Source organism: Pontibacillus litoralis JSM 072002 (assembly GCF_000775615.1).
Classification (GTDB): Bacteria; Bacillota; Bacilli; order Bacillales; family BH030062; genus Pontibacillus; species Pontibacillus litoralis.
Map to the genome: position 1 here is coordinate 1 of NZ_AVPG01000001.1, position 23909 is coordinate 23909.

The 23909-nt window shown below is 37.4% G+C and carries 25 protein-coding genes; 10 read left to right on the top strand and 15 right to left on the bottom strand.

All coding sequences use genetic code 11. The features are described from left to right. Positions 1-72: 72 nt before the first annotated feature. The gene (locus N784_RS00005; RefSeq protein WP_036830755.1) at positions 73-1401 is read right to left on the bottom strand and encodes a PhoH family protein; all 1329 of its coding nucleotides are present in this window, start codon (positions 1399-1401) and stop codon (positions 73-75) included. Positions 1402-1523: 122 nt separating this feature from the next. On the opposite strand from N784_RS00005, the gene N784_RS00010 reads away from it, so the two are divergent. Further along, the gene (locus N784_RS00010; protein ID WP_036830757.1) at positions 1524-2120 is read left to right on the top strand and encodes a YhcN/YlaJ family sporulation lipoprotein; all 597 of its coding nucleotides are present in this window, start codon (positions 1524-1526) and stop codon (positions 2118-2120) included. Between the two features lie 170 nt (positions 2121-2290). Here N784_RS00010 and N784_RS00015 read toward each other — a convergent pair whose 3' ends face one another. Further along, positions 2291-2584 carry a hypothetical protein gene (locus N784_RS00015; RefSeq protein WP_036830758.1) on the bottom strand — a complete coding sequence of 98 codons (294 nt, stop codon included), beginning with the start codon at positions 2582-2584 and terminating at the stop codon, positions 2291-2293. 297 nt (positions 2585-2881) lie between these two features. Here N784_RS00015 and N784_RS16120 point away from each other — a divergent pair, with 297 nt between their 5' ends. After that, complete coding sequence (locus N784_RS16120; RefSeq protein ID WP_084600068.1) at positions 2882-3085, top strand: YlaI family protein; 204 nt, start codon at positions 2882-2884, stop codon at positions 3083-3085. Between the two features lie 54 nt (positions 3086-3139). Here the strand turns inward: N784_RS16120 and N784_RS00020 are convergent, their stop codons facing one another. Next, positions 3140-3514 carry a YlaH-like family protein gene (locus N784_RS00020; RefSeq protein ID WP_052127064.1) on the bottom strand — a complete coding sequence of 125 codons (375 nt, stop codon included), beginning with the start codon at positions 3512-3514 and terminating at the stop codon, positions 3140-3142. A 150-nt stretch (positions 3515-3664) separates the two neighbouring features. Between N784_RS00020 and N784_RS00025 the strand changes: the two genes are divergently transcribed. Then, on the top strand, positions 3665-3847 hold the full coding sequence (locus N784_RS00025; RefSeq protein ID WP_036830761.1) for a DUF5325 family protein: 183 nt from the start codon (positions 3665-3667) through the stop codon (positions 3845-3847). A gap of 65 nt (positions 3848-3912) precedes the next feature. Here N784_RS00025 and N784_RS00030 read toward each other — a convergent pair whose 3' ends face one another. Both N784_RS00030 and N784_RS00035 read right to left on the bottom strand, forming a co-directional pair. After that, entirely contained in the window at positions 3913-4722 is an 810-nt protein-coding gene (locus N784_RS00030) for an inositol monophosphatase family protein (protein WP_036830763.1), read from the bottom strand. A gap of 141 nt (positions 4723-4863) precedes the next feature. Further along, positions 4864-5049 carry a hypothetical protein gene (locus N784_RS00035; protein ID WP_036830765.1) on the bottom strand — a complete coding sequence of 62 codons (186 nt, stop codon included), beginning with the start codon at positions 5047-5049 and terminating at the stop codon, positions 4864-4866. Between the two features lie 184 nt (positions 5050-5233). On the opposite strand from N784_RS00035, the gene N784_RS00040 reads away from it, so the two are divergent. Both N784_RS00040 and typA read left to right on the top strand, forming a co-directional pair. Continuing rightward, on the top strand, positions 5234-5863 hold the full coding sequence (locus tag N784_RS00040; RefSeq protein ID WP_036830767.1) for a YktB family protein: 630 nt from the start codon (positions 5234-5236) through the stop codon (positions 5861-5863). 177 nt (positions 5864-6040) lie between these two features. Then, entirely contained in the window at positions 6041-7864 is a 1824-nt protein-coding gene (typA, locus tag N784_RS00045) for a translational GTPase TypA (RefSeq protein ID WP_036830768.1), read from the top strand. Positions 7865-8158: 294 nt separating this feature from the next. On the opposite strand, the gene N784_RS00050 is transcribed toward typA, so the two are convergent. Then, complete coding sequence (locus tag N784_RS00050) at positions 8159-8446, bottom strand: UPF0223 family protein (protein WP_036830769.1); 288 nt, start codon at positions 8444-8446, stop codon at positions 8159-8161. 16 nt (positions 8447-8462) lie between these two features. Beyond that, complete coding sequence (locus N784_RS00055; RefSeq protein ID WP_036830771.1) at positions 8463-9419, bottom strand: NAD(P)H-dependent flavin oxidoreductase; 957 nt, start codon at positions 9417-9419, stop codon at positions 8463-8465. A 141-nt stretch (positions 9420-9560) separates the two neighbouring features. Here N784_RS00055 and N784_RS00060 point away from each other — a divergent pair, with 141 nt between their 5' ends. Then, complete coding sequence (locus N784_RS00060; RefSeq protein WP_036830773.1) at positions 9561-11033, top strand: aminotransferase class I/II-fold pyridoxal phosphate-dependent enzyme; 1473 nt, start codon at positions 9561-9563, stop codon at positions 11031-11033. 52 nt (positions 11034-11085) lie between these two features. Here the strand turns inward: N784_RS00060 and N784_RS16125 are convergent, their stop codons facing one another. Both N784_RS16125 and N784_RS00065 read right to left on the bottom strand, forming a co-directional pair. Next, positions 11086-11193 (bottom strand): GapA-binding peptide SR1P, encoded by a 108-nt coding sequence (locus N784_RS16125; RefSeq protein ID WP_084600069.1) that lies wholly within the window; start codon positions 11191-11193, stop codon positions 11086-11088. 262 nt (positions 11194-11455) lie between these two features. Next, entirely contained in the window at positions 11456-12289 is an 834-nt protein-coding gene (locus N784_RS00065; protein ID WP_036830775.1) for a polysaccharide deacetylase family protein, read from the bottom strand. A gap of 157 nt (positions 12290-12446) precedes the next feature. Between N784_RS00065 and N784_RS00070 the strand changes: the two genes are divergently transcribed. Then, a complete protein-coding gene (locus N784_RS00070; protein WP_036830777.1) occupies positions 12447-13505 on the top strand; it encodes an FUSC family protein in 1059 nt (352 codons plus the stop codon). A 390-nt stretch (positions 13506-13895) separates the two neighbouring features. Here the strand turns inward: N784_RS00070 and lpdA are convergent, their stop codons facing one another. From lpdA to N784_RS00095, 5 genes are all read right to left on the bottom strand, one after another. Continuing rightward, positions 13896-15302, bottom strand: coding sequence for a dihydrolipoyl dehydrogenase (lpdA, locus tag N784_RS00075; protein ID WP_036830778.1), 1407 nt, complete (start codon positions 15300-15302; stop codon positions 13896-13898). A 4-nt stretch (positions 15303-15306) separates the two neighbouring features. Further along, positions 15307-16575, bottom strand: coding sequence for a dihydrolipoamide acetyltransferase family protein (locus N784_RS00080; RefSeq protein ID WP_036830779.1), 1269 nt, complete (start codon positions 16573-16575; stop codon positions 15307-15309). 29 nt (positions 16576-16604) lie between these two features. After that, complete coding sequence (locus N784_RS00085; RefSeq protein ID WP_036830781.1) at positions 16605-17582, bottom strand: alpha-ketoacid dehydrogenase subunit beta; 978 nt, start codon at positions 17580-17582, stop codon at positions 16605-16607. Between the two features lie 3 nt (positions 17583-17585). Continuing rightward, a complete protein-coding gene (gene pdhA / locus N784_RS00090) occupies positions 17586-18665 on the bottom strand; it encodes a pyruvate dehydrogenase (acetyl-transferring) E1 component subunit alpha (RefSeq protein WP_036830783.1) in 1080 nt (359 codons plus the stop codon). Positions 18666-19127: 462 nt separating this feature from the next. Then, positions 19128-19832, bottom strand: coding sequence for a YkyA family protein (locus N784_RS00095; protein WP_036830785.1), 705 nt, complete (start codon positions 19830-19832; stop codon positions 19128-19130). Between the two features lie 256 nt (positions 19833-20088). Between N784_RS00095 and def the strand changes: the two genes are divergently transcribed. Further along, entirely contained in the window at positions 20089-20640 is a 552-nt protein-coding gene (gene def, locus N784_RS00100) for a peptide deformylase (protein ID WP_036830787.1), read from the top strand. A 55-nt stretch (positions 20641-20695) separates the two neighbouring features. Here def and N784_RS00105 read toward each other — a convergent pair whose 3' ends face one another. After that, positions 20696-21472, bottom strand: coding sequence for a Cof-type HAD-IIB family hydrolase (locus tag N784_RS00105; protein WP_036830789.1), 777 nt, complete (start codon positions 21470-21472; stop codon positions 20696-20698). Positions 21473-22023: 551 nt separating this feature from the next. Between N784_RS00105 and N784_RS00110 the strand changes: the two genes are divergently transcribed. Together N784_RS00110 and rnjA are read left to right on the top strand one after the other, a co-directional pair. Then, positions 22024-22233, top strand: coding sequence for a DNA-dependent RNA polymerase subunit epsilon (locus N784_RS00110; RefSeq protein WP_036830791.1), 210 nt, complete (start codon positions 22024-22026; stop codon positions 22231-22233). A gap of 3 nt (positions 22234-22236) precedes the next feature. Next, positions 22237-23904 carry a ribonuclease J1 gene (rnjA, locus tag N784_RS00115; protein ID WP_036830793.1) on the top strand — a complete coding sequence of 556 codons (1668 nt, stop codon included), beginning with the start codon at positions 22237-22239 and terminating at the stop codon, positions 23902-23904. The last annotated feature ends 5 nt before the right edge of the window (positions 23905-23909 follow it).

Genomic DNA, 23909 nt, shown 5'->3' on the forward strand with positions numbered 1-23909 from the left:
CAAGTTTCCGCCCATGCAGGGCGCACATCCATAAAGAAATCAGGCCCGCTTACGGCCTGATTTCTTTCGATTTTATAGAAAATCTGCTGCTAGTTGAGCTAATGGTGAACGTTCCCCTTTGACGAGCTTTACATGACCACTCAGTTTTTGTTCTTTAAACTTCTCTACTACATGAATGAGACCATTATTATACTCATCTAAATACGGATGATCAATTTGATGCGGATCCCCCAATAGCACAATTTTACTTCCCTCACCAATTCTAGTTAAAATCGTTTTCACTTCATGTTTCGTCAAATTCTGTGCTTCATCAATTAATATAAGTTGTTCTGGAATGCTACGTCCTCTAATATATGTAAGTGCTTCTACTTGTATAGAGCCAATTCCAGAAAGGATTCCATCCAATTCTCCCGCTTTCTTTACATCGAATAAGTACTCTAAATTATCATAAATAGGTTGCATCCATGGGCGTAGTTTCTCATCCTTTTCTCCAGGTAAAAAGCCTATATCTTTTCCCATTGGTACTACCGGTCTTGCCACAAGTAATTTTTTGTAAAAACCGAAGTCTTCTATTTGCATCAAACCAGTTGCAAGGGCTAGCAACGTTTTTCCTGTTCCAGCTTTTCCAGCAATAGTAACAAGGGGAATATCACGCCTTAACAACAACTCCAACGCCATCACTTGCTGAGCATTTCGAGGTCTAATTCCCCACGCCTGTTCATTTTGAAAACGACACTTTTGCAACGTTCCTTGTTGATTCCTTACAATTCCAATCGCAGAGTGAGAAGGATTCATTCGATTCTTCAAAATGATAAATTCATTTGGATGCATAGATTCTGCCACTTGCACTTGTAAATCTAATTCTCCCGTCTGAAAAAACAAATTAATTTCTTCTTCATTTACGTACAATTCTTTAAAACCTTTATAAATAGCATCTTCATTAACAACGCGATCACTAAGAAAATCCTCCGCTTTCAACCCGATTGCATCTGCTTTGATTCTCATTAGCATATCTTTAGATACTAATACAACTTCATTATTTGACTTCTTTTCCTTTTCTTCTAGATGTAAATTCAAGGCTACAGCTAAAATTCGATTGTCATTCGTGCGCTCTAAAAATACTTCTTCTAATTTAGAAAACGATCTGTGGTTCAATTCTACTCGCAGCGTACCACCATTTACCAATGTCACGCCATCATGCAATTTCCCTTGCAAGCGAAGCTTATCCATAATTCTAGATACTTCTCGAGCATTCCGACCAATCTCATCCATGTTCCGCTTTTTTGAGTCTACTTCTTCTAACACAACTGCAGGTATTACCATTTCATGTTCCTCAAAAGCATAGATGGATTTTGGATCTTGTAATAGAACGTTCGTATCAATGACATAAATTTTTTTCATTCAGCCGCCTCCTGAGTAAATAGTCAACATTGTTTTGGCTAGGCTTCCTGCTATAGTATATGCACTTATGTATAAAGTTAGACGAACATCAAATTATATAAACAAGAAAAGGAGGTATACTAATGCGCTTTATAGTTCCATTATTTGCTGTATGTTTACTAGTAGCTTGTCAAACTCAAGAAGAAGAAAGCCTGCCAAAGCAAGAAAATAAACCACCAACTGTTCAAGTGAAAGACTCTGATCCTGCTCCAAAGGATAATTTAAGTAATCAAGAACAAGCCAGGCACTTAGCGAAAGTAGCTAAGGAAGTCCCTGATGTACGTAGTGCTACTTCAGTCGTACTTGGTCCTAATGTCGTAGTCGGCATTGATGTCGATAAAGAATTAGATCGATCGCGTGTAGGGTCTATTAAATACACTGTTGCCGAGGCATTAAAAAAGGATCCCTATGGAAAAAATGCTGTCGTTGTAGCAGATGCTGATGGCTATGAACGAATTAAGCAAATAGGATTAAAAATACAACAAGGCCATCCTATTGAAGGTATAACAGATGAGTTAGCTGCAATTATTGGCCGCTATATGCCAGAAGTTCCTGTACCAGATGAGCAGCCTACAGAACCAGATCAAAATAAGGAATCCATTGGCGACGAGCAGGAAAAAGAATTAGAAGATATCGAAAATGATCAGTCGAATCATTATAAAAATAAATCTCCATCATAAGGAAGTAAGACATCACCCCTAACGTTAACGTATGTAACACTTTCTTCCACTTACATTTCTTCCTTATAACCATTTCATCACAAAACGTACGAGGAAGAAACGAAAAAGCATTTAATTTACACTTTTTTAACAATAAATAGATAAAAAAAGAATGCTTAACCACTTATGGATTAAGCATTCTTTGTTGATTGTTCTTCCTTTTCCTTTATTTGATTATAATACTGCACACCGAATTGCGAACCTTCATCCACCATTTTGGTATTTTCTACACAATCGAGTTCAGGAACGCCAGCCTTCTCTAGTGGTTGATTAATCGTTTTGTTCGACTGCATACTCTGTTCATACTTTTGCTTCACTTCTACCATCTTATCCTTTACTTGTTGACGACGCTTTTCATCTTTAAGTACATATGCAGATGCTACAGTAGCAGCCCCTATAGCAGACAAAAAAAGCCCTTTCTTCATGGTATTCCTCCTCCTATCTATTTCTATTCCTCTATTTCCCATAGGTGACAATCCTTAAACATAGTTTATAAAATTATTTTTGAACTTACTTCTTAGTTATTGAATTAATTTGCGCCATGCTCATTATGCGTTTCTAAAAATTACAGAGTGCTGTCCATCAAGCTCACCAATAACATAATGGTATAGCAGTCATTCCTATCATGTCATCCAATCTATAGTTTTTTGGAAAATGTATCGAACGGAATAAGCAAATCATGCTATAATAAATAAGCAAAGAGCACAAAATGAGGTGAAAGTATGCGAGTAAAATGTGTTTTATGCGAAGATGTCCATAATATAGACAGTAATTGCTTAAAAGCGAAACGCATGAGAAACAGAAGGATTCACACGTATATGTGCCCCCCTTGCCAAGAGCGCATACGCGAAAGAACGAATGAAAGAAAAGCAACAGGGAATTTCAAACTATATCGAGAGCCTGTCAAAGAGCAGCATTTATCATAGAAAAACAAAACGTATATAAAAAGGAGACTCCAGCTAAAGAGTCTCCTTTTTACTTTATGAAACGGAATTCCTTTCTTTCCTCTCCCGATGCAAGCGTAAACGATAAATAGCAAGCACAAGTGTTGAAACGAGCAAACCTTCTGCAATTGGTAATGATATACCTAATGGAACCGTTAAAATAATACACCCTAATGCAAGAAAAGCATACACGATAATACTTTTAAAGATTGGTAATTTCTTCGCAAATCCCAGCTTAAACGTTATAATAGATAACGTTAAAATAATGACATATAAAATGAGTGCGCCACGAATAGCTATCGAAACTTCACTCTGATCATTCAAATTAAATTCTTCACCTAGCCCATTAAATAATAATCGAGCAAAAAAAGACAAATCATTTGGTACTGGTATGGCATCTGTTTGTTCCATTCATGTTCCCCCTATTTCTCCCCATATGTAGCATATCCATTCTAATAATACTAAATCTGTTTCCATCCTGCCACCCTCACATATTTTCGTTGTTCAAATAGAGAGAAATACTGTAAACTATTTATATATTGATGTAGTAGAGGTGAAAGAATGAAAAAAGAAAATATCCCATTTATTATCATTGCCATTTTAGCCGTATTAAGCTTCATGCTTGTTGGAGTAGCAATTGGTTATCGTTCTGTCATTGGCATGCTCTTCTTCCTTGTATTAGGATTCGCTATGATGGGAATCGGTTTTTCCATCAAGCGTAAACAACGTGTATCTAATACATAGCATATTAAGTTGAAGTAATAAGTACGTGTAGCGATATCCACATGTACTTATTGCTCTTTCCTTTCTTAATACTTCTTCAGTGTAATGTATTGCTCCATTATTTCTTGATGTATTGCTTTGTTCGTTGCGACGATTGAATTCGTCATCAACATATTCACCGCCTTACCATTTGCCTGCGTTGTCATACCACCTACCTCTTGGACTAATACCATTCCAGCGGCAATATCCCAAGGAGATAGTCTCATCGTCACATACGCATCCATAATGCCTTCAGCTACATATGCAAACTCCAACGCGGCTGAACCGTAAGAACGTGTACCACGAACTTTACGAATTAATTGTTGTATCCCTTCTTTATGTACACGAGTATTCTCTGTTGCCCAAATACCGTTCACTCCAACTATAGCTTCTGCTAGACTTTTCTCCTTTGATAACGGACGTAGGAGATCACCATTTTTATATGCACCTTCTCCTCGTTTAGCATGATACAAACAATCCGTCATCACATCGTAAATCAATCCAATTTCACCAACGCCATCCTGATAAACCGCTACAGAAATAGCGAAATTACGCTTTTGATGGACGAAATTCATCGTTCCATCAATAGGATCGACTATCCATAAAGTACCTTGTAAATCTTTCACATGGTCTCCCAATCCCTCTTCCCCTAACAGACGGTGTGTTGGAAATTCACTACGTATACGCTCCGCAAAAAAACGCTCCGTATCTTGATCTATCTCTGTAACTAAATCATTTGGATTGGATTTCGTTTCAATTACAAAAGGGCAGTGCATTTTTTGCCGAATTCGTTCACCTGCTTCGAGCACGAATTCTTTCGCTTTATAGTAAATCATTTGCTTATCTTTATTATTCATTATATAGAACTCCTTTAACGTATAATTTCTAAACGCCATAAATAAAAGTTAATCATAGTAAGTGTATCAAATTTAAACCTAAACTTCACTTCCTGTTCCAATAAATGAAAAAGGAGCAAGGTTATCCTGCTCCTTTTTCATTTATTGGAAAGCGATCCATTCTTTCCGTAAAGCTTCTAATCTCTCTTTTATTGTTTCCATTTCCTCCTCGTCCTCTTTTTCTATTGCTTCAAATAACCGCATCAGTTCATAATCAATCTCCATCTTCACGACTGGCAAGCGATCCTTCCTACGCTTTTCTTGTAAATTTCCCATTAAACGTTTCATTTAACAACTCACTCCTTAATGAGCTCTTTTTTTATCTATATGCTCCAATCGGTTAACATGATAAATGTTTTATTACTTTTATTTATCCAAGTAGTCCCTCATTCAAACCTTGTACATAGAATTATGTAATTCATGCGTATTATGTTAAAATTTGAACATTGCTTAAAAAGAAAGGGGTATATATATGAATTCATTTACTGGTTTTACACAACAAGATTTCGATGTTTTTTCCATTCCTGGGTTAGAACAAAGGATGGAAGCACTTAAAACGAATGTGTCTCCTAAATTACAATGCATAGCGGAACAAATAGCACCTTCTTTAACAGCTATGACAGGTGATGAAATGTTTGTTCACGTTGCTAAACATGCTCGGCGCACAACAAATCCTCCTAATGACACATGGGCAGCAGTGGCTAGTAGTAAACGAGGGTACAAAATGCTTCCTCACTTCCAAATTGGCATGTGGGAATCCCATCTGTTCATCTGGTTTGCTATGATTTATGAAAATCCAATGAAACAGCACTATGCCAACACATTGAAACAACATATTACCGAAGTACGAAATCATATTCCAGATTCATTCGTCTGGTCTAAAGATCATACCAAACCGGATGTCATACACAATAGTAATCTTACCAACGACAGCTTCTTACAATTGCTTGATCGGTTAGAAAACGTAAAAAAAGCAGAGCTATTGTGCGGCATCAATATAGATCGCCATGATCCATTAATAGCAAATGGGGAAGCCCTCATACAAAAATGTGAAGAAACCTTCCAAACGCTTGAATATTTATACCGTCTGACGAAAAAATAAATAATGTAATAAAGCACCATGCGAGAAAGAAAAGAACAACCTAACAAGGAATAATAAAATCTTTGTAAATTAATTAACGTAGTTCTGTGTTCTTTTCTTTCTTTCTATATATTTATGTTATAATAAGCAAGTTCATTAACGAACGAGATTTGATTTGATAGAGGAGAGTATAGACGAATGAATATACGAGAAGACCTTCGTAATATTGCAATTATCGCACACGTTGATCACGGAAAAACAACTTTAGTTGACCAAATGTTACACCAATCTGGTACCTTTCGTGAAAATGAACAAGTAGACGAGCGTGCAATGGACTCGAATGATATTGAGAAAGAACGCGGTATTACTATTTTAGCGAAAAATACAGCGATTAATTACCATGATAAGCGTATTAACATATTAGATACACCAGGCCATGCTGACTTCGGTGGTGAAGTAGAGCGTATTTTAAAAATGGTTGATGGCGTATTACTAGTTGTGGACGCTTATGAAGGTTGTATGCCGCAAACACGCTTTGTGCTCAAAAAAGCTTTAGAACAAAAATTAAAACCAATTGTCGTACTAAATAAAATTGACCGCCCTAGCGCTCGACCATCAGAGGTAGTAGATGAAGTATTAGATTTGTTTATCGAATTAGGTGCTGATGATGAGCAATTAGAATTCCCCGTTGTTTACGCATCTGCTTTACAAGGAACTTCTGGTCTAGAACCAGAGGACCAACAAGAAACCATGGATCCAATTTTAGAAACGATCCTCGAATCTATTCCAGGCCCAATTGATAACATCCAAGACCCATTACAATTCCAAATCACACTATTAGATTACAACGAATTTGTCGGTCGTATTGGTATCGGCCGTATTTTTAGAGGGAGTATAAAGGTTGGCCAACAGGTTGCTTTACTGAAGAAAGATGGTACTTCACAAAACTTCCGCATTTCGAAATTATTCGGATTTATCGGGCTTAAACGTGTTGAAATTACAGAAGCAAAAGCTGGTGACATCGTAGCTGTAGCTGGAATGGAAGGCATTAACGTTGGGGAGACAGTAGCAGATATCAACCAACCAGAAGCGTTACCAATCCCGAGAATTGACGAGCCGACCCTTCAAATGACCTTTTTAACAAACAATAGTCCGTTTGCCGGAAAAGAAGGTGACTATGTAACTGCACGCAAAATTGAGGAACGCCTTCGTACCCAATTAGAAACAGACGTTAGTTTACGAGTTGAGGAAACAGAATCTCCAGACAAATGGATTGTAAGTGGACGTGGGGAGTTGCACCTTTCTATTCTTATTGAGAACATGCGTCGTGAAGGATATGAGCTGCAAATCTCCAAACCACAAGTAATTATTAAAGAAGTAGATGGTATGTTATGCGAGCCAATGGAGCATGTACAAATAGATGTTCCTGAAGAATATACCGGTGCAGTGATGGAAGCGTTAGGTCATCGTAAAGGTGAAATGCTCGATATGACTAATCACGGCACAGGACAAGTCCGTATCGAGTTTAAAGTTCCTTCTAGAGGTCTTATTGGCTACTCAACAGAATTCATGTCTCAAACACGTGGCTATGGTATTCTAAACCATACCTTCAGTGGTTATGAGCCAGTTGTCGAAGGTAATGTCGGTGGTCGTCGTCAAGGTGTACTTGTTGCTCTTGAAAACGGTAAAGCAAGCACATACGGTATCATGCAGCTTGAGGACCGCGGAACAATTTTTGTTGAACCAACAACAGAAGTGTATGCAGGAATGATTGTAGGAGAACACAACCGTGATAATGACTTAACTGTAAACATTACCAAAGAGAAACATTTAACTAACGTACGTTCTGCTACGAAAGATCAAACGAATACAATCAAAAGTACTCGTAAGTTAACGCTTGAAGAAGCGATTCAATATTTAAATGACGACGAGTATTGTGAAGTAACACCAGAAAGCGTTCGTCTACGCAAGCAAATTCTTAACAAAAATGAACGTGAAAAACAGGCAAAGAAAAAGAAATAATAGCTCATTTAAAAGCGGGACTATCTCAAATGAACTGAATCCTATTAAGTAGACACTAAATAAAAAAGAGATCTGGCTTTTTAAACAGCGATGAGATGACTTCGATAAGCAGCCGGAGTCATCTTTTTTTAAAATCCATTGCTTTCTACCTTGTGTTATAGTGCTCCATATATTCATTAATCATATTCTTTAAGTCTGCTATGTTTTGCTTAAAAGAATAACCCCGAATAGGTCCACTTTTTTTAAAGTGTCTACTATTCGGGGTTTCCGTTCATACGATAGTCCCTCTTTTTATTACTTTAACGATACGATAGCTTGAGCTGAACTATTCTTCGCCTCTTGCACCGCTTTATAAATAGAATAACCTGATTGTTGTGCAAATTGCTTATCTAGTGCCTTTTCTTCGCTTTTTGAAGGAATAATTTGTTTAAATCGTCGGTATGCTGACAAAAAATCTTCTTTCTCCACACCTTGTTCATACATCTTCTCGACTAATTGATAAAAATGAACTACATTAATAATTTCTTCTGTATTCCAATGCTCTGTATCAATTGGGTAGTTATAGCTATTTTCTTCACTCACAGATAAAACGCTCCTTTTATGACCACTTATTTCTTATTTGATTCGCTTCTTCTATCATTCGTTTCATTAATTGCTCTGTCGTTGGAATATCCTTAATGCGACCAATAATTTGACCAGCCCAACCAAAGCCAACTTCACTATTGCCATCATGTATATAACGTTTATTCGCGTCTCCACTAATATATGATTTTAACACTTCATACCCAGGGTTGTCCCGCTCCAAAGCGACTATTTCATCCGTCCAATTATTTTTCAAGGCTCTTGCCGGAGTTCCTAATGAACGTTTAATAACGATTGTTGCTTGCTCATCCCCTTCTACTAAAGCTCGTTTATACGCTTCATGTGCGTGCACACATTCCTTTGTCGCGATAAAACGTGTTCCCATTTCAACTCCTTCTGCCCCTAATGCTAATGCAGCCATTAAACCACGACCGTCTCCAATGCCACCTGATGCAATTACTGGAATTTGTACCGCATCAACCACTTGCGGCGTAAGTACAAACGTACCGATGTCTCCTCGTCCTAAATGACCACCACCTTCTTGCCCAACAACCATTACAGCATCCGCTCCTAATTGTTCGGCTTTAATAGCCTGTCTCTTAGCAGCAACTAATACGAGTGTTTTTATTGGATGATTACGAACCATATCCAATATAGGCTTGGGATTCCCTCCCGTAATGGATATGACAGGAACTTGTTCTTCTATCGCGACCTCTACCATATGCTCAAAAGGACGACCATGCTGCCCTATCGCAAAGTTCACACCAAAAGGCTGCGATGTTCGTTGTTTAACTTGACGTATTTCCGTTCTCAACGCTTCAGGAGAAGGTAAACTCATCGCCGTGATTTGCCCTAACCCACCAGCGTTAGATACAGCTGCAGCTAATTCAGAATAAGCTAGATACGCAAGTCCCCCTTGGATAATTGGATACGTTATCCCTAATAAGTCCGTTACTCTCGTTTCATAAGCCATTTAAAGCACTCCTTTTCTTTATGTACATTCCTTTAAGGTTATGCTATCAAATAATAACAATTATATATAGTAACTAGCCAACCATTCTTCTTTTTGCTATAATTTTTTTGTTTTTAAGATAAATGATAAGAGGTGTTGTAATTGTCGCAACAAAAAACGCCATTATTCACTAAATTAATGGAGCACGCTCATACGAATCCTACACAATTTCATATTCCTGGCCACAAAAAAGGAGCAGGGATGGATGAAACATTTCGACAATTCATTGGAGAGCAAGCACTTTCCATTGATTTAATTAATATTAATCCTTTAGATGACCTGCATCACCCACATGGTGTTATAAAAGAAGCACAAGATTTAGCTGCTGAAGCTTTCGGTGCTGATCACACATTTTTCTCTGTCCAAGGAACAAGTGGAGCTATTATGGCGATGATTCTTTCTGTTTGTAACCCTGGTGATAAACTAATTGTACCAAGAAACGTCCACAAATCCGTTACTTCAGCCATTATTTTTTCTGGAGCTACGCCTGTATTTGTTCACCCTGAACTTGATGATCAGCTTGGCATCTCTCATGGTATTACACCTAATGCAGTACACAAAGCATTAAAAGCAAATCCTGATGCGAAGGGGGTATTCGTTATTAACCCTACCTATTTCGGGATTGCTGCTGATTTACGAAAAATTGTAGAGATAGCTCATCAATACGATGTTCCTGTCCTTGTAGATGAGGCGCACGGTGTTCATATCCATTTTCACGATCAACTGCCACTTTCAGCGATGCAAGCAGGTGCTGATATGGCGGCAACTAGTGTTCATAAACTAGGAGGGTCTTTAACACAAAGTTCTGTATTAAATGTAAAAGAAGGATATGTGACCCATAAACGAGTACAAACTGTGCTGTCCATGCTCACAACTACTTCTACTTCTTATATTTTGCTTGCCTCTTTGGATGCAGCAAGACGTCAACTCGCTACGAAAGGATACCAACTCATCGACGATACAATACAGTTAGCCGAGAAAACACGTAGAGCGATTAATGCAATTCCTAATCTTTATTGTGTCGGTGGAGAAATCATTGGTAATGCTGCAACGTTTGACTATGACCCAACCAAACTCATTATTTCGATTAAACAGCTAGGTATGACAGGATACGATGTGGAAATATGGTTGCGGGAACACTACAACATTGAAGTAGAGTTGTCCGATTTATACAACATTTTATGTATTATTACACCTGGGGATACGGAAAAAGATACAAACAAGTTAATAGAAGCACTAAGAACACTCGTACAAGCCATTCAACCAAACACAAATGGTATTCGTCCATTACAAGTAAAAGTTCCTGAAATACCTTTATTAGCCGTCTCACCACGAGATGCTTTTTATGCTGATATAGAAACGATTCGCTTAAAAGAAGCCAGTGGTCGTATTTCTGCAGAATTTGTAATGGTATACCCACCAGGAATTCCCATTTTCATTCCAGGAGAAATTATAACAAAAGAGAATATCGCTTATATTGAGGATAATTTAGATGCAGGATTACCTGTTCAAGGTCCAGAAGATAGAACACTAGAATATATTCGCGTTTTAAAAGAACATCGAGCCATTCAGTAAAAAGCTATTTAAAAAAGCTGTTGCTTCGTTTGCAACAGCTTTTTATAATTGATTATTTCTTATCATTACATTCAGGACAAGATCCATAAAGTGTAGATACTTTCTCATCTTCAAAGTGTTCGATTACTTCTTGACAATCTTGACATACAATTGTACCCATTCACATTCATCTCCCTTTATATAATTGATAAAACGGTTTCATTTGTTATGTTTTTATTATAATGTGACATACTAATGATTGCAACCCCTTTTTAGTATGTCATAATATTTTATTTAATTACTATTTCCGAGTCTAATTGTCGAATATCCACTAAATAATGCAACACTTTATTAATAAAAGTCATAACTGTAATAATGTGTTATACTATTTACCATTAAACAACACAAAAGAACAGCAATGTCGAATTGCTGTTCTTTTTCTCTTAAGGTGTCTTTATTTTTACCGGATCAATGAATGTGTAACCTTTATCTCTCAATCCATTTACAATGTCATTTAAAGCCGCAGCTGTCCATTCTCGATCGTGCATCAATAAGTTCGCACCGTTATGTAAATATTCCGTATGAACCATAATATCTGCTAACGCTTCTTCGTTTTGGTATTTTGCTTCCCAATCATATCCATACGTCCAATTCATAACGAGCATCATTTCCTTTTTCGCTAATTGCTTTGAATAATCAGTATTTGCCCCATGTGGTGCACGGAAAAATTTCGGGCGCTCTCCTATAATTTCCTCTACTAAATCATTTACTTGAACGATTTCCTCTTGTTGTTGTTGTTCCGATATCATCTGTAAGTTCTCATGAGTCATTGTATGATTTCCGATCACAAATCCCATTTCATGAATTTTCTTTAACGCTTGTTTTTGTTCTTCTGTTTGTAAGAAATGACCGTTGACGAAGAAAATAGCTGGAGCATCTAATTTTTTCAACGTTTTCGCCATTTCTAATGCGTATTGATCAGGAGCATCATCAATGGTCAGAAGTACAGATTGCTCTTCACTACCATCAATTGGTTTCACATCAAACGTATCTGTTAGTTCATATGTAGGCTCAATCGATGGAGGCTCATCTGTCTCTTCTTGCTCGGAATTCACTTGTGCTTCTTCCGTTACTTTTTCCTCTTCCGCCTTATCTAGATTATTTTCTTCCTGATTCTTCTCTTCTTTCATACTAGCTTCTTGATTATTTTCTTCAGTAGATCCACAGGCAGCTAGTACGAAAATTATGAAACAAAGTAAAACAGTAAGCTTCTTCATAATATCCTCCTTAAATTATTCTTTCATGTTTCCATTATAGTAGAATAACATCATTTCTCCTATTGTTTTCCTGTATTTACTCACGATAAAATATAAATTAGGCCTAAAGAAATATTTCAGATATAATGAATAGATAACGATATAAAAGGTGAGGATTATGGTTCAAAGTAAGAAACGCGGAAAATTATTTGGGGGACGTACATTAAAAACTGGTATCTCTGTATTCCTGACAACATTATTTTGTACTTTACTAAATTGGCCTGTTATTTATGCTGCGATTACAGCTATAGTTACGGTTGAGAATACAGCATCTGATTCTATCAAGAAAGCGAAAATTCGATTTCCTGCCGCTGCAATTGGTGCTTTCTTCGCAGCTGTCTTATATATGATTTTCGGACAAATACCTTTGACCTATGCTTTAGCCGCTATGCTAACAATTGCCATTTGTCATAAATTGCGATTAGACGATGGAATCATCGTAGCTACCTTAACAGCGGTTGCTATGATACCAGATTTTCAAAACGATTCGATTGTATCCTTTTTGATCCGACTTGGTACTACCTCTATCGGTATTATCGTATCAACAATTGTTAATTTCATCATTTTACCGCCTGATTACTCGAAGCAAATTTATCGCAATGTGCATCAATTATACGATGAAGCGGCAACCGTTTTAGAGAAAACGGTTAGGCAGTGGATTGAGCCTGCTACAGATTCTAAACAAATCAGAAAAAGGCATCGTCAATTAACAGCCAAATTAGAAAGAACTTATCAACTATCTACTTTCCAACGCGAAGAATGGAAATATCACCGTCATTCTGCACAAGAAATGAAGGCATTCCAATTTGCTCAGAAAAAGTTACATATGCTTCAACAAATCGTCTATCATTTAGGGAATTTACAATTTGTTGAGCTTGACCAAGAAAGCTTTACACCTAAAGAGAAACAACTTATAGCGACGACTATTACGACGATATCACAAATTTTACGAACATCAAACCACTTTATGTCTACTGATTACTTTAAGATAATTGAGCAACTGGACACAGAATTTTGGCAATGGAAAGAGGAGCACATAGAACAACATGGTAAGTATAGACATCACTTCCCTGCACAAACCATTGTTTATTATGAATTACTTTGCTTACATGATTTGTTAGAGGAATTAAGGTATATGGCACAAGATCGTTATCAACTCATAGAAATAGACGAATGATCCCCCCTCTATTTGCCTCTCGCCAATGGAGGGGGATTCATATACCATCCACCGAAATAATACATGACCCCCATGAATTATACTAAAACTAATGACACTGTGAAGAATACATTCATACTTACGTATAGAAAAACGAGAAGCATATTGGGTTACAATGACAACCCAAAAAATAGCTAACAAAGCTTCGAAGGTCCAATGATCTTTATTAGATAAGTGTATTATGAGCAAGTATAAACTCCATTGAATGAATAAAATATTGTACAAAAGAACATATTTCATCCTCTCTCCTCCCTCTCAAAAAAGTATATGAAAGGAAAGGGACAAGTATATCCTTTAAAACGTACAAAAATCCCCTTGCTTAAGTGGCAAGGGGATTTATTATTATTGTTATTACATAGAGTGAATTGGTTTACCTAAAGCAACTTCAGCAGCTTCCATTGTCATTTCACCTAATGTAGGGTGCGCATGAATCGTAAGTGCTAAATCTTCAGCAGTCATACCAGATTCAACAGCAAGACCGATTTCCGCGATTATGTCGCTTGCGTTTGGACCTGCAACTTGACCACCAATAATAAGGCCGTCTTCTTTGCGAGTAACTAGCTTCATGAATCCTTCACTGTTGTTAAGAGACAGTGCACGACCATTAGCAGCAAATGGGAATTTAGCCGCTTTTACATCATAACCTGCTTCTTTAGCTTCTGCTTCTGTATAACCTACAGTAGCTAATTCTGGTTCCGAGAATACTACCGCTGGAATACCAAGGTAATCAATCTCAGATGCATGTCCACTAATTGCTTCAGCAGCAATCTTACCTTCATAAGATGCTTTATGTGCAAGAGGTGGTCCAGCAACAATATCACCAATAGCATAAATGTTATCCATGTTTGTCCGACATTGCTTATCAATTTTGATAAGGCCTCTTTCGTCTAACTCAATACCAACTTGCTCTAAGCCGATTTCTTCTGTGTTAGGCTTACGTCCAACAGTAACTAGCACGTAATCAGCTTCAACAGTGTGCGTTTCACCTTTTGCTTCATACGTAACTGTTACGCCGTTTTCTGTTTCCTGAACACCTTGAGCCATTGCTTTCGTTACCATTTCTACGTTCTTCTTCTTAAGGTTCTTCTTAACAAGCTGACGCATTTGTTTTTCGAAGCCCATAAGGATATCGTCTTGACCTTCAAGAATAGTAACTTCTGTGCCAAAGTTTGCATAAGCAGTACCAAGTTCCGTACCGATGTAACCTCCGCCGATTACAACCATCTTCTTAGGAATTTCTTTAAGGTTTAGTGCACCAGTTGAGCTGATTACACGGTCTGTGAACTTAAAGTTAGGAAGTTCAATTGGACGAGAACCTGTAGCAATAATACAGTTGTTAAATGTGTATGTTTGTGAGTTCTTTTCGTCCATAATGCGAACAGTATGCTTGTCTACAAAGTAAGCTTCCCCACTAAGGATTTCTACTTTGTTACCTTTTAGAAGGCCTTGAACACCACCTGTTAACTTCTGTACGACTTTCCCTTTCCATTCTTGAACTTTAGAAAAGTCAATCGATACGCCTTCTGTTTTAATACCCATGTCATCTTCACCATGAGCATGCTCATAACGATGACCTGCTTGAATTAATGCTTTTGAAGGAATACACCCTACGTTCAAGCAAACGCCACCTAGAGTACCTTTGTCAACAATGGCTACTTTTTGACCTTCTTGAGCAGCACGAATAGCAGCTACATAACCGCCAGGTCCCGCTCCTACAACAAGCGTGTCTAATTCAATTGGAAAATCTCCTACTACCATACGATTACGCCTCCATCATAATTAGTTGTGGATCATTTAGTAAACGTTTGATTTGGTTCATTGCATGTTGAGCAGTTGCACCATCAATAATACGGTGGTCAAAGCTTAATGAAAGTGCAAGAACCGGAGCAACTACAACTTCACCATCTTTAACAACTGGTTTTTCTGCAATGCGACCAATACCTAAGATAGCTACTTCTGGATGGTTAATAACTGGAGTAAACCATTGACCACCTGCAGAACCAATGTTTGTAATTGTGCAAGATGCGCCACTCATTTCCCCACTTGTTAGTTTACCATCACGAGCTTTTCCTGCCAATTCATTAATTTCAGCTGAGATATCAAAGATTGACTTACGGTCTGCATCTTTCACTACAGGTACTACAAGACCTTTATCTGTATCAGCAGCGATACCAACGTTATAGTAATGCTTATGAACAATTTCATTCGTTTCATCATCAAGAGAAGCATTTAAAATTGGATGCTTCTTCAATGTTGATACAAGAGCACGTACGACATATGGCAAGTAAGTAAGTTTAATACCTTGATCTGCAGCGACTTGCTTAAATTTCTTACGATGTGCAACAAGTTCTGTTACATCGATTTCATCCATTAACGTTACGTGAGGTGCAGTGTGCTTAGAGTTTACCATAGCTTTAGAAATAGCTTTACGGATACCACTCATTTTCTCACGAGTTTCTGGATATTGTCCTTGAGGCGCAACTGGAGCACTTGCAGCTGGCTGTTCTGCTTTCGCTGCTTGTGTTTGTTCTTCAGCTTTCGCTTCTACAGTTTGATCACCATTCATAAACGCTTCTACGTCTTCTTTTGTAACACGACCATTTTTACCAGTTCCAGTTACACTTGTAATAGCTACACCGTTATCACGTGCAAATTTACGTACAGACGGCATCGCAATAACGCGCTTGTCTGAACCCTCATCCGCTTTCACTGGTGCTTCTTGTTTCTCTTCTGCTTTTTCTTCTTTAGGCGCTTCTTCTGTAGTAGTTGATTCACTATCATTACCTTCGTAGCCAGGAGCATCTATTGTAATAATAACAGTCCCTACAGTTGTTACTTCTTCTTCATTAACGTGTAGTTTCTTTACCGTACCTTCTACTGGAGAAGGTATTTCAACTACTGCTTTATCGTTTTGTACCTCACAAAGGACGTCATCTTCTTTAACAGAGTCGCCTTCTTTTACAAACCATTTTGCTATTTCACCTTCATGGATACCTTCGCCGATATCCGGTAACTTAAATTCATAAGCCAATGTCATGACCTCCTATCGTTTCGTTATAATTAAAAGTTTACAACTTGGTTAACTTTTTCAATGATATCGTTATAGTTTGGTAACCATACTTCTTCTGCTTGAGAGAACGGATACACTGTGTCAGGAGCTGCAACACGTAGAACTGGTGCTTCTAGGTGAAGAATAGCACGTTCTTGAATTTCAGCAGCTACAGAAGCAGCAATACCAGCTTGTTTTTGTGCTTCTTGAACGACAACAGCGCGATTGGTTTTCTCAACAGATTTAAGAATTGTTTCGTAATCAACTGGGCTTACAGTACGTAAATCGATTACTTCTGCTTGGATGCCGTCTTTTTCTAGTTCCTCTGCTGCTTTAAGAGCAGAGTGTACCATTGCACCGTATGCTACTAACGTTACATCAGTACCTTCACGCTTAATATCCGCCTTATCAAGATCAATTGTGTATTCACCTTCTGGCACTTCACCACGGAAAGAACGGTATAGTTTCATGTGCTCAAGGAAAATAACTGGATCATTGTTGCGAATAGATGAAATTAATAAACCTTTCGCGTCATATGGCGTGGAAGGAATAACAACACGTAGTCCAGGTTGTTGAGCCACTAAACCTTCTAAAGAGTCCGCATGTAATTCAGGAGTATGTACTCCACCACCAAAAGGAGAGCGAACTGTAATAGGCATGTTGTAAGTACCACCAGAGCGGTAGCGATAACGTGCCATTTGACCACTAACCGCATCCATAACTTCATATACGAAGCCGAAGAATTGGATTTCTGGAAGTGGGCGAAAACCTTGTAATGCTAGTCCAACAGCCATACCACCGATACCAGATTCAGCTAGTGGTGTGTCAAAAACTCGGTCTTCGCCAAATTCAGCTTGCAGACCTTCAGTAGCACGGAATACACCGCCGTTTTGGCCTACGTCTTCACCGAAGATAAGAACATTTTCATCGTTTTTAAGCTCTGTGCGCATCGCATCAGTAATAGCTTGAATCATTGTCATTTGTGCCATGATCTACTTCGACTCCTTCTCTTTATATTCTTCCATTTGCTCTTTTAAGTTTGCTGGAAGTTCTTCGTGCATAATAGAAATAAGGTCAGTAACCGTTTGTTTTGGCTGCTCATCTGCTTTCTTAATCGCAGCTTTGATTTCTTCTTTTGCACTTTCAATTACTTCATTTTCTTTCTCTTCAGACCATAGTCCTTTGTTTTCAAGGAACTTACGGAAACGAATTAGTGGATCCTTCTTGCTCCATTCGTTTTCATCATCTTCTGTACGGTAACGAGTAGGGTCATCACCAGCCATTGTATGTGGACCGTAACGATACGTTAATGTTTCAATAAGTGTTGGACCTTCGCCATTAATTGCACGCTCACGAGCTTCTTTAGTAGCTGTATAAACTGCTAATACGTCCATACCGTCTACTTGGATGCCTTCAATACCAGCAGCAACTGCTTTTTGTGCAACTGTTTTTGCCGCAGACTGTTTTTCAACAGGTACAGATATTGCATAACGGTTATTTTGTACGACGAAGATAGCAGGAGCTTTAAATGCACCAGCAAAGTTCATCCCTTCATAGAAGTCACCTTGTGAAGCACCACCATCACCTGTGTACGTTAATGCAACGTTTTGCTTACCACGTTTTTTCATACCAAGAGCAACACCAGCAGTTTGTGTTATTTGAGCTCCGATGATGATTTGTGGACTTACAGCATTTACATTGTCCATTTGGTTACCGTGGAAATGACCACGAGAGAATAAAAATGCTTGGTACAATGGAAGTCCGTGGAATATCAGTTGTGGTACATCACGATATCCTGGAAGTAGAAAATCTTCTTTCTCCATCGCAAAATGGCTTCCTAATTGGGATGCCTCTTGACCTGCTGTTGGAGCATAGAAACCTAAACGTCCTTGACGATTTAATGCAATAGAGCGTTGATCAAGAATACGTGCATACACCATGCGACGCATTAATTCCTGTAGGTCTTCATCAGATAAATCAGGCATAGCGTCAGCGTTAACGACTTCGCCGTCTTCATTTAAGATTTGAAACGTTTCAAACTCATTTTCAAGCTTTTCAATAGTTCGTTTCAATGTTCTTCACCTCTTCCTTTCCACTAACAAAATTTTTGTTTTCTTTTATTAGCCTTTCCAAAAAGCTAAAAATTGTGTACCGATTTGCTCATGTTGTGTTTACACTAACTTAATGAAATAATCACGTATTTAATAAACTCATCAACCTGTTACATAAATTAAGCAAAATGAAATGGTACAACTTATAACCAATTAGTAGTTTAGCTCAAAAGTGAGCAGTTCGTCAAACACTTTGTTTAACCTAGAAAACTAATACAAAAGAGTTCAGCTATAGACAATTACATCTTTTTAACAAATAACTGTATTAGTATAATTTAATTACTGTAACATTTTTGTCATCACTAAAAACACAATGGGATAGATAAGCTTCTACCATGTTTCATTCAAGCTTTATCTTCCTCATTATCATTCCTTTACATACAAAAAATAAACTGCCCAGAGGACAGCTTATTCGGTATTGTTTTAATTTTCTTTTGACTGTTCTTTATCCTTTTCACCGGATGGTTGTTGATCGTCATATTGCACTTCTAAACTTGCCGCTTCATAAAATTGTTTCTTTAGGTCATTGTACTCTTTTGTATATTGATTGAAATCTTTATTAGCCTTCATCACTTTTTCATAACTTTTATTTACTTGCTCGATTTGCTTTTCTAGTGCATCTTTTTCTACATCTTCTTTTTGCAGCATTTCATATAATTCTTGATCTAGTTTCAAGGAAGCTTTATACTTCTCATTCAACTGTTGATAGGCATCATAACGATTTTGAAAGGCTTCAATCATTTGATTTGCTTTCTCTTTAGACGTTTCGTTTTCTAAATCCTCTACTAAAGACTTTACATTATCAAATTCTTCTTTTGCTGCATCAATGCTTTCTTTCTCTACTTTCAATTTATCTTCACGCTGCTCAATGAAAGAAATAGCTTCGTCAGATTTATTTTTTATTTTTTCTAGGTCTTCTAAGCCTAATTCCATTATTTCATCATATATTTTCTTTTCCTTTTTTTCTAATTCCACCATAGATTTTTGTTGATCTTCAAAAGCAGCCTCTAATGTTACTGCTTCTTCTAAGTGATTATACATTTTCTCTGCTGCTGATGGCCCGCCAATACACCCGCTTAACACGAATATAACAGAAGTTAACACCAATAGTAATTTCCCTAATCGCACCTACATTTCCTCCTTACACAATTTACAAGATAGCGTCTATCCATCATTACTCATTCCAATGTAAATGTGGAAAGACTTAGCTTTTTTAATCAACTTTTACAAGTATGCACTATTGATTCTATCATACCATTTATACACAAGCACTGAATAATTTTATGTGTTCTAAAGTCATTGATTTATTAATAAGATTCCCATAAATATATGGTGTATGATAAACTTAAATTTATGAATGGGATTGAAAAAGGATGTGAGAAATTTGATTACAATGGATCATATTATAAGAGAAGGGGATACGGTATTACGAGAAGTTGCTGATGTTGTCTCTTTACCGCCTTCCGAAGAAGAGAAATCTATACTTAAAGACATGCTACAATTTTTAAAAAATAGCCAAGATGAGCAAATTGCAAAGGAATACAACTTACGTGCTGGCGTAGGACTTGCAGCTCCTCAAATTAACGTTTCAAAGCGGATGCTCGCTGTTCATTTTGAAGATTTCAATGGGAAGCAATACAGCCACGCTTTATTTAATCCTAAAATAGTAAGCCATTCTGTAGAAAAAACATACTTATCTACAGGAGAAGGTTGTTTATCTGTTGACCGTGAAGTGCCAGGTTACGTACCGCGTTATGCTAGAATTACAGTAAAAGGAATAGGTTTGGACGGCTACGAAGTAAAATTGCGTTTAAAAGGATTTGCAGCTATTGTATTTCAACACGAAATAGACCATTTAAATGGCATTATGTTCTATGATCATATTAACAAAGTAAATCCGTTTCAAGAACCAGAAAACGCAACTCCTGCAGATTAAAAAAATAACTAACAAAACGAGCAGCCTAGTACTAACTAGACTGCTCGTTTCTATGTTAAGACATTAATCCAGCGAGCTTAAATCCGTAAGCAAGCCCTTCTTCCTCAACATCTTTTGTAATGACATCCGCTACTTCTTTCAACTTGGGATGTGCGTTCCCCATTGCAACCCCTGTTTGAACATACTGAATCATCTCTATATCGTTTAATCCGTCACCAAATGCATAGGTGTGCTCATGAGCAATTCCTGCTGCTTTAATAAAATTCTCTATTCCAACTGCTTTCGATCCACCTAATGGCAATACATCCATGGAGTATGGGTGCCAGCGAATGAAGTCTAAATCATCATGGCTACCTAAATAATGCGTTTCATCGTCTGCTTCGCAAAACAATAATGCTTGATGAATATTATTATTCATAAAGTATCTAGCATCAATGTCAGGATAATTAAATTTTAAGCTACTTAAGCTATCTTGAATATGCGAATGTCCTGATTGAGTAGCCCGCATACCAGATTCATTCAAAAAGACCATTGGATGCCCAGCTTTTTCAGCTTTTTGATATAATTCACTAATAAAATTGGTCGTAATAGGGTTTTGATATACTACTTCTCCTTCAAACACAACGTATTGTCCATTAAAACTAATATACGACTGAATATCTAATTCTTCTCGAATGTCTTCAAACATGAACGGTGCTCTTCCAGTCGCAATCGCCACGTAGACATTATTTTGCTTTAACTGTTCAATTGCTTCCTTTGTAGCACTAGGTATGTTTTTATCGTGATCTAATATCGTACCATCTATATCTAAAAATGCAATTTGTCTTGTCATATTTACATCCTCCTATGAATGTTCATTAGCATAAAGCCTTCTTCCATTTATAAAATAAGGAAGGTACTCTATGTTAAATCCCTTATTAATGTAAACGAAAAAGGAGAATCGTGCAATTGTTTGTATCTTTTGCAGACAGGTTACACAACGTATGAATAGACCATCAAAACAACCTTCCTAAGGTGCAATTTTGCAAGCACGAGATAAGAAATTTAAATTCTCTTCCTCCTAGCTATTCAATTCTTTCGCAAAAGGTACTATACTATAAGTAAGAGGGAAATGAACGGCAGGACGTTTTTTATACAGCTTTTCTTCGTATAAGGAAAGGAGTTGTATGATATAATGTTAAAACGTTTGAAGGAAAAACTAAAGAAGCGTTTGAAAGATATAATGAACCGAAAATCATTAGCTTAATTCTTCATGTAAGACTTCAACTATACTTTAACCTTCTCTTGCAAGCATTATATCGTTACCATACAAAGCCAAAACATGCTATCATAAAATGAGGACAAGAATACGGAAATTACCAGGATGTTAGGAGAGATCGAATCATGATATTTAAAGTACTCTATCAGGAGGAGTCCATGGAAGCACCTGTTCGTGAACGTACAACAAGCATGTATGTTGAAGCACAAACAGAACGTGAAGTACGTACTAAACTAGCCGATCGAAATATAAACATTGAACTTATTCAAGCATTGACGGAAAGTCACCTTGAATATGAAAAACAATCTGAAGCTTTTCAAGTGGAGAATCTATAGTTCATGAAATTTGTTAAGAATGACCAAACAGCAGTTTTTGCTCTTGGTGGTCTAGGTGAAATCGGTAAAAATACGTATGGAGTTCAGTTTCAAGATGAAATTATTCTGATTGACGCTGGGATTAAGTTTCCTGATGATGAACTTCTAGGTATTGATTACGTTATACCTGATTACACGTACCTAGTACAAAACCAAGACAAAATCAAAGGACTATTTATTACACACGGACACGAGGACCATATCGGCGGGATCCCGTTCCTATTGAAACAAATTAATATCCCTATTTATGCAGGGAAACTAGCGATCGGTTTAATTAAAAATAAGTTAGAAGAACATGGTCTTTTACGAAATACGAAACTTCATACCGTACACGAAGATGATGTCATCAAATTTCGTAAAACATCTGTTAGCTTTTTCCGTACTACACACAGCATTCCTGACGCCTTAGGTATTGTCGTAAAAACACCTCCAGGAAATATCGTACACACTGGAGACTTTAAGTTTGACTTCACCCCAGTTGGTGAACCAGCCGACTTGACAAAAATGGCTGAAATCGGAAGAGAAGGTGTGCTTTGCTTATTATCGGATAGTACAAATAGTGAAGTACCCGGGTTTACCATGTCAGAACGTGTTGTTGGAGAAAGCATCAATGACATATTTAGTAAAGTAAAAGGAAGAGTCATATTTGCTACATTTGCCTCTAACATTCACAGACTCCAACAAGTTGTAGAAGCATCTGTACAAAATAACAGAAAGATAGCAGTATTTGGCAGAAGTATGGAAGCATCCATTAATATTGGAATTGAATTGGGTTATATCCAAGCTCCAAAAGGAACGTTTATTGACCATTCGCAAATCAATCGCCTACCTAGTCATGAAGTGACCATATTATGTACTGGTTCTCAAGGTGAGCCAATGGCAGCTCTATCTAGAATTGCTAATGGAACACACCGCCAGATTCAAATTATCCCAGGAGACACTGTCGTATTTTCTTCCTCTCCTATTCCGGGTAATACGGTAAGTGTGAGTCGCGTTATTAACATGCTTTATCGCGCAGGAGCAGACGTCATTCACGGCTCATTGAATAACATTCACACTTCTGGACATGGCGGTCAACAAGAGCAAAAATTAATGCTACAGTTAATTCAACCAAGATACTTTATGCCTATTCACGGTGAATATCGCATGCAAAAAATGCACACGAAATTAGCTAACGAAATGGATATAGATCCAAGTAATTGCTTTATTATGGATAATGGTGATGTTCTTGCATTAGGTAAGGATAATGCAAAGATTGCAGGCAAAATACCTTCTGGTTCCATTTATGTTGACGGTAATGGAATTGGTGATATAGGTAATATTGTACTTCGAGATCGACGCATTTTATCAGAAGAAGGCCTTGTTATTGTTGTCGTAAGTATCAATATGAAGGAATTCAAGATTGCTTCTGGTCCAGATATCATTTCCCGCGGATTCGTTTATATGCGTGAATCAGAAGATCTTATTAATGAAGCGCAAAAGCTTGTAGCAAAGCATTTGGATAAAGTAATGGAGCGTCGTACTACTCAATGGTCCGAGATTAAAAATGAAATCGCGGATACCATCGCACCATTCCTTTATGAAAAAACAAAACGTAAGCCAATGATTCTACCTATTATTATGGAGGTATGATCACA

Excerpts from the sequence above, each read along its gene's own strand:
- N784_RS00005 (WP_036830755.1), bottom strand. The coding sequence starts at position 1,401 with ATGAAAAAAATTTATGTCATTGATACGAACGTTCTATTACAAGATCCA.
- N784_RS00010 (WP_036830757.1), top strand. The coding sequence starts at position 1,524 with ATGCGCTTTATAGTTCCATTATTTGCTGTATGTTTACTAGTAGCTTGT.
- N784_RS00015 (WP_036830758.1), bottom strand. The coding sequence starts at position 2,584 with ATGAAGAAAGGGCTTTTTTTGTCTGCTATAGGGGCTGCTACTGTAGCA.
- N784_RS16120 (WP_084600068.1), top strand. The coding sequence starts at position 2,882 with ATGCGAGTAAAATGTGTTTTATGCGAAGATGTCCATAATATAGACAGT.
- N784_RS00020 (WP_052127064.1), bottom strand. The coding sequence starts at position 3,514 with ATGGAACAAACAGATGCCATACCAGTACCAAATGATTTGTCTTTTTTT.
- N784_RS00025 (WP_036830761.1), top strand. The coding sequence starts at position 3,665 with ATGAAAAAAGAAAATATCCCATTTATTATCATTGCCATTTTAGCCGTA.
- N784_RS00030 (WP_036830763.1), bottom strand. The coding sequence starts at position 4,722 with ATGAATAATAAAGATAAGCAAATGATTTACTATAAAGCGAAAGAATTC.
- N784_RS00035 (WP_036830765.1), bottom strand. The coding sequence starts at position 5,049 with ATGAAACGTTTAATGGGAAATTTACAAGAAAAGCGTAGGAAGGATCGC.
- N784_RS00040 (WP_036830767.1), top strand. The coding sequence starts at position 5,234 with ATGAATTCATTTACTGGTTTTACACAACAAGATTTCGATGTTTTTTCC.
- typA (WP_036830768.1), top strand. The coding sequence starts at position 6,041 with ATGAATATACGAGAAGACCTTCGTAATATTGCAATTATCGCACACGTT.
- N784_RS00055 (WP_036830771.1), bottom strand. The coding sequence starts at position 9,419 with ATGGCTTATGAAACGAGAGTAACGGACTTATTAGGGATAACGTATCCA.
- N784_RS16125 (WP_084600069.1), bottom strand. The coding sequence starts at position 11,193 with ATGGGTACAATTGTATGTCAAGATTGTCAAGAAGTAATCGAACACTTT.
- N784_RS00065 (WP_036830775.1), bottom strand. The coding sequence starts at position 12,289 with ATGAAGAAGCTTACTGTTTTACTTTGTTTCATAATTTTCGTACTAGCT.
- N784_RS00070 (WP_036830777.1), top strand. The coding sequence starts at position 12,447 with ATGGTTCAAAGTAAGAAACGCGGAAAATTATTTGGGGGACGTACATTA.
- lpdA (WP_036830778.1), bottom strand. The coding sequence starts at position 15,302 with ATGGTAGTAGGAGATTTTCCAATTGAATTAGACACGCTTGTTGTAGGA.
- N784_RS00085 (WP_036830781.1), bottom strand. The coding sequence starts at position 17,582 with ATGGCACAAATGACAATGATTCAAGCTATTACTGATGCGATGCGCACA.
- N784_RS00105 (WP_036830789.1), bottom strand. The coding sequence starts at position 21,472 with ATGACAAGACAAATTGCATTTTTAGATATAGATGGTACGATATTAGAT.
- N784_RS00110 (WP_036830791.1), top strand. The coding sequence starts at position 22,024 with ATGATATTTAAAGTACTCTATCAGGAGGAGTCCATGGAAGCACCTGTT.
- rnjA (WP_036830793.1), top strand. The coding sequence starts at position 22,237 with ATGAAATTTGTTAAGAATGACCAAACAGCAGTTTTTGCTCTTGGTGGT.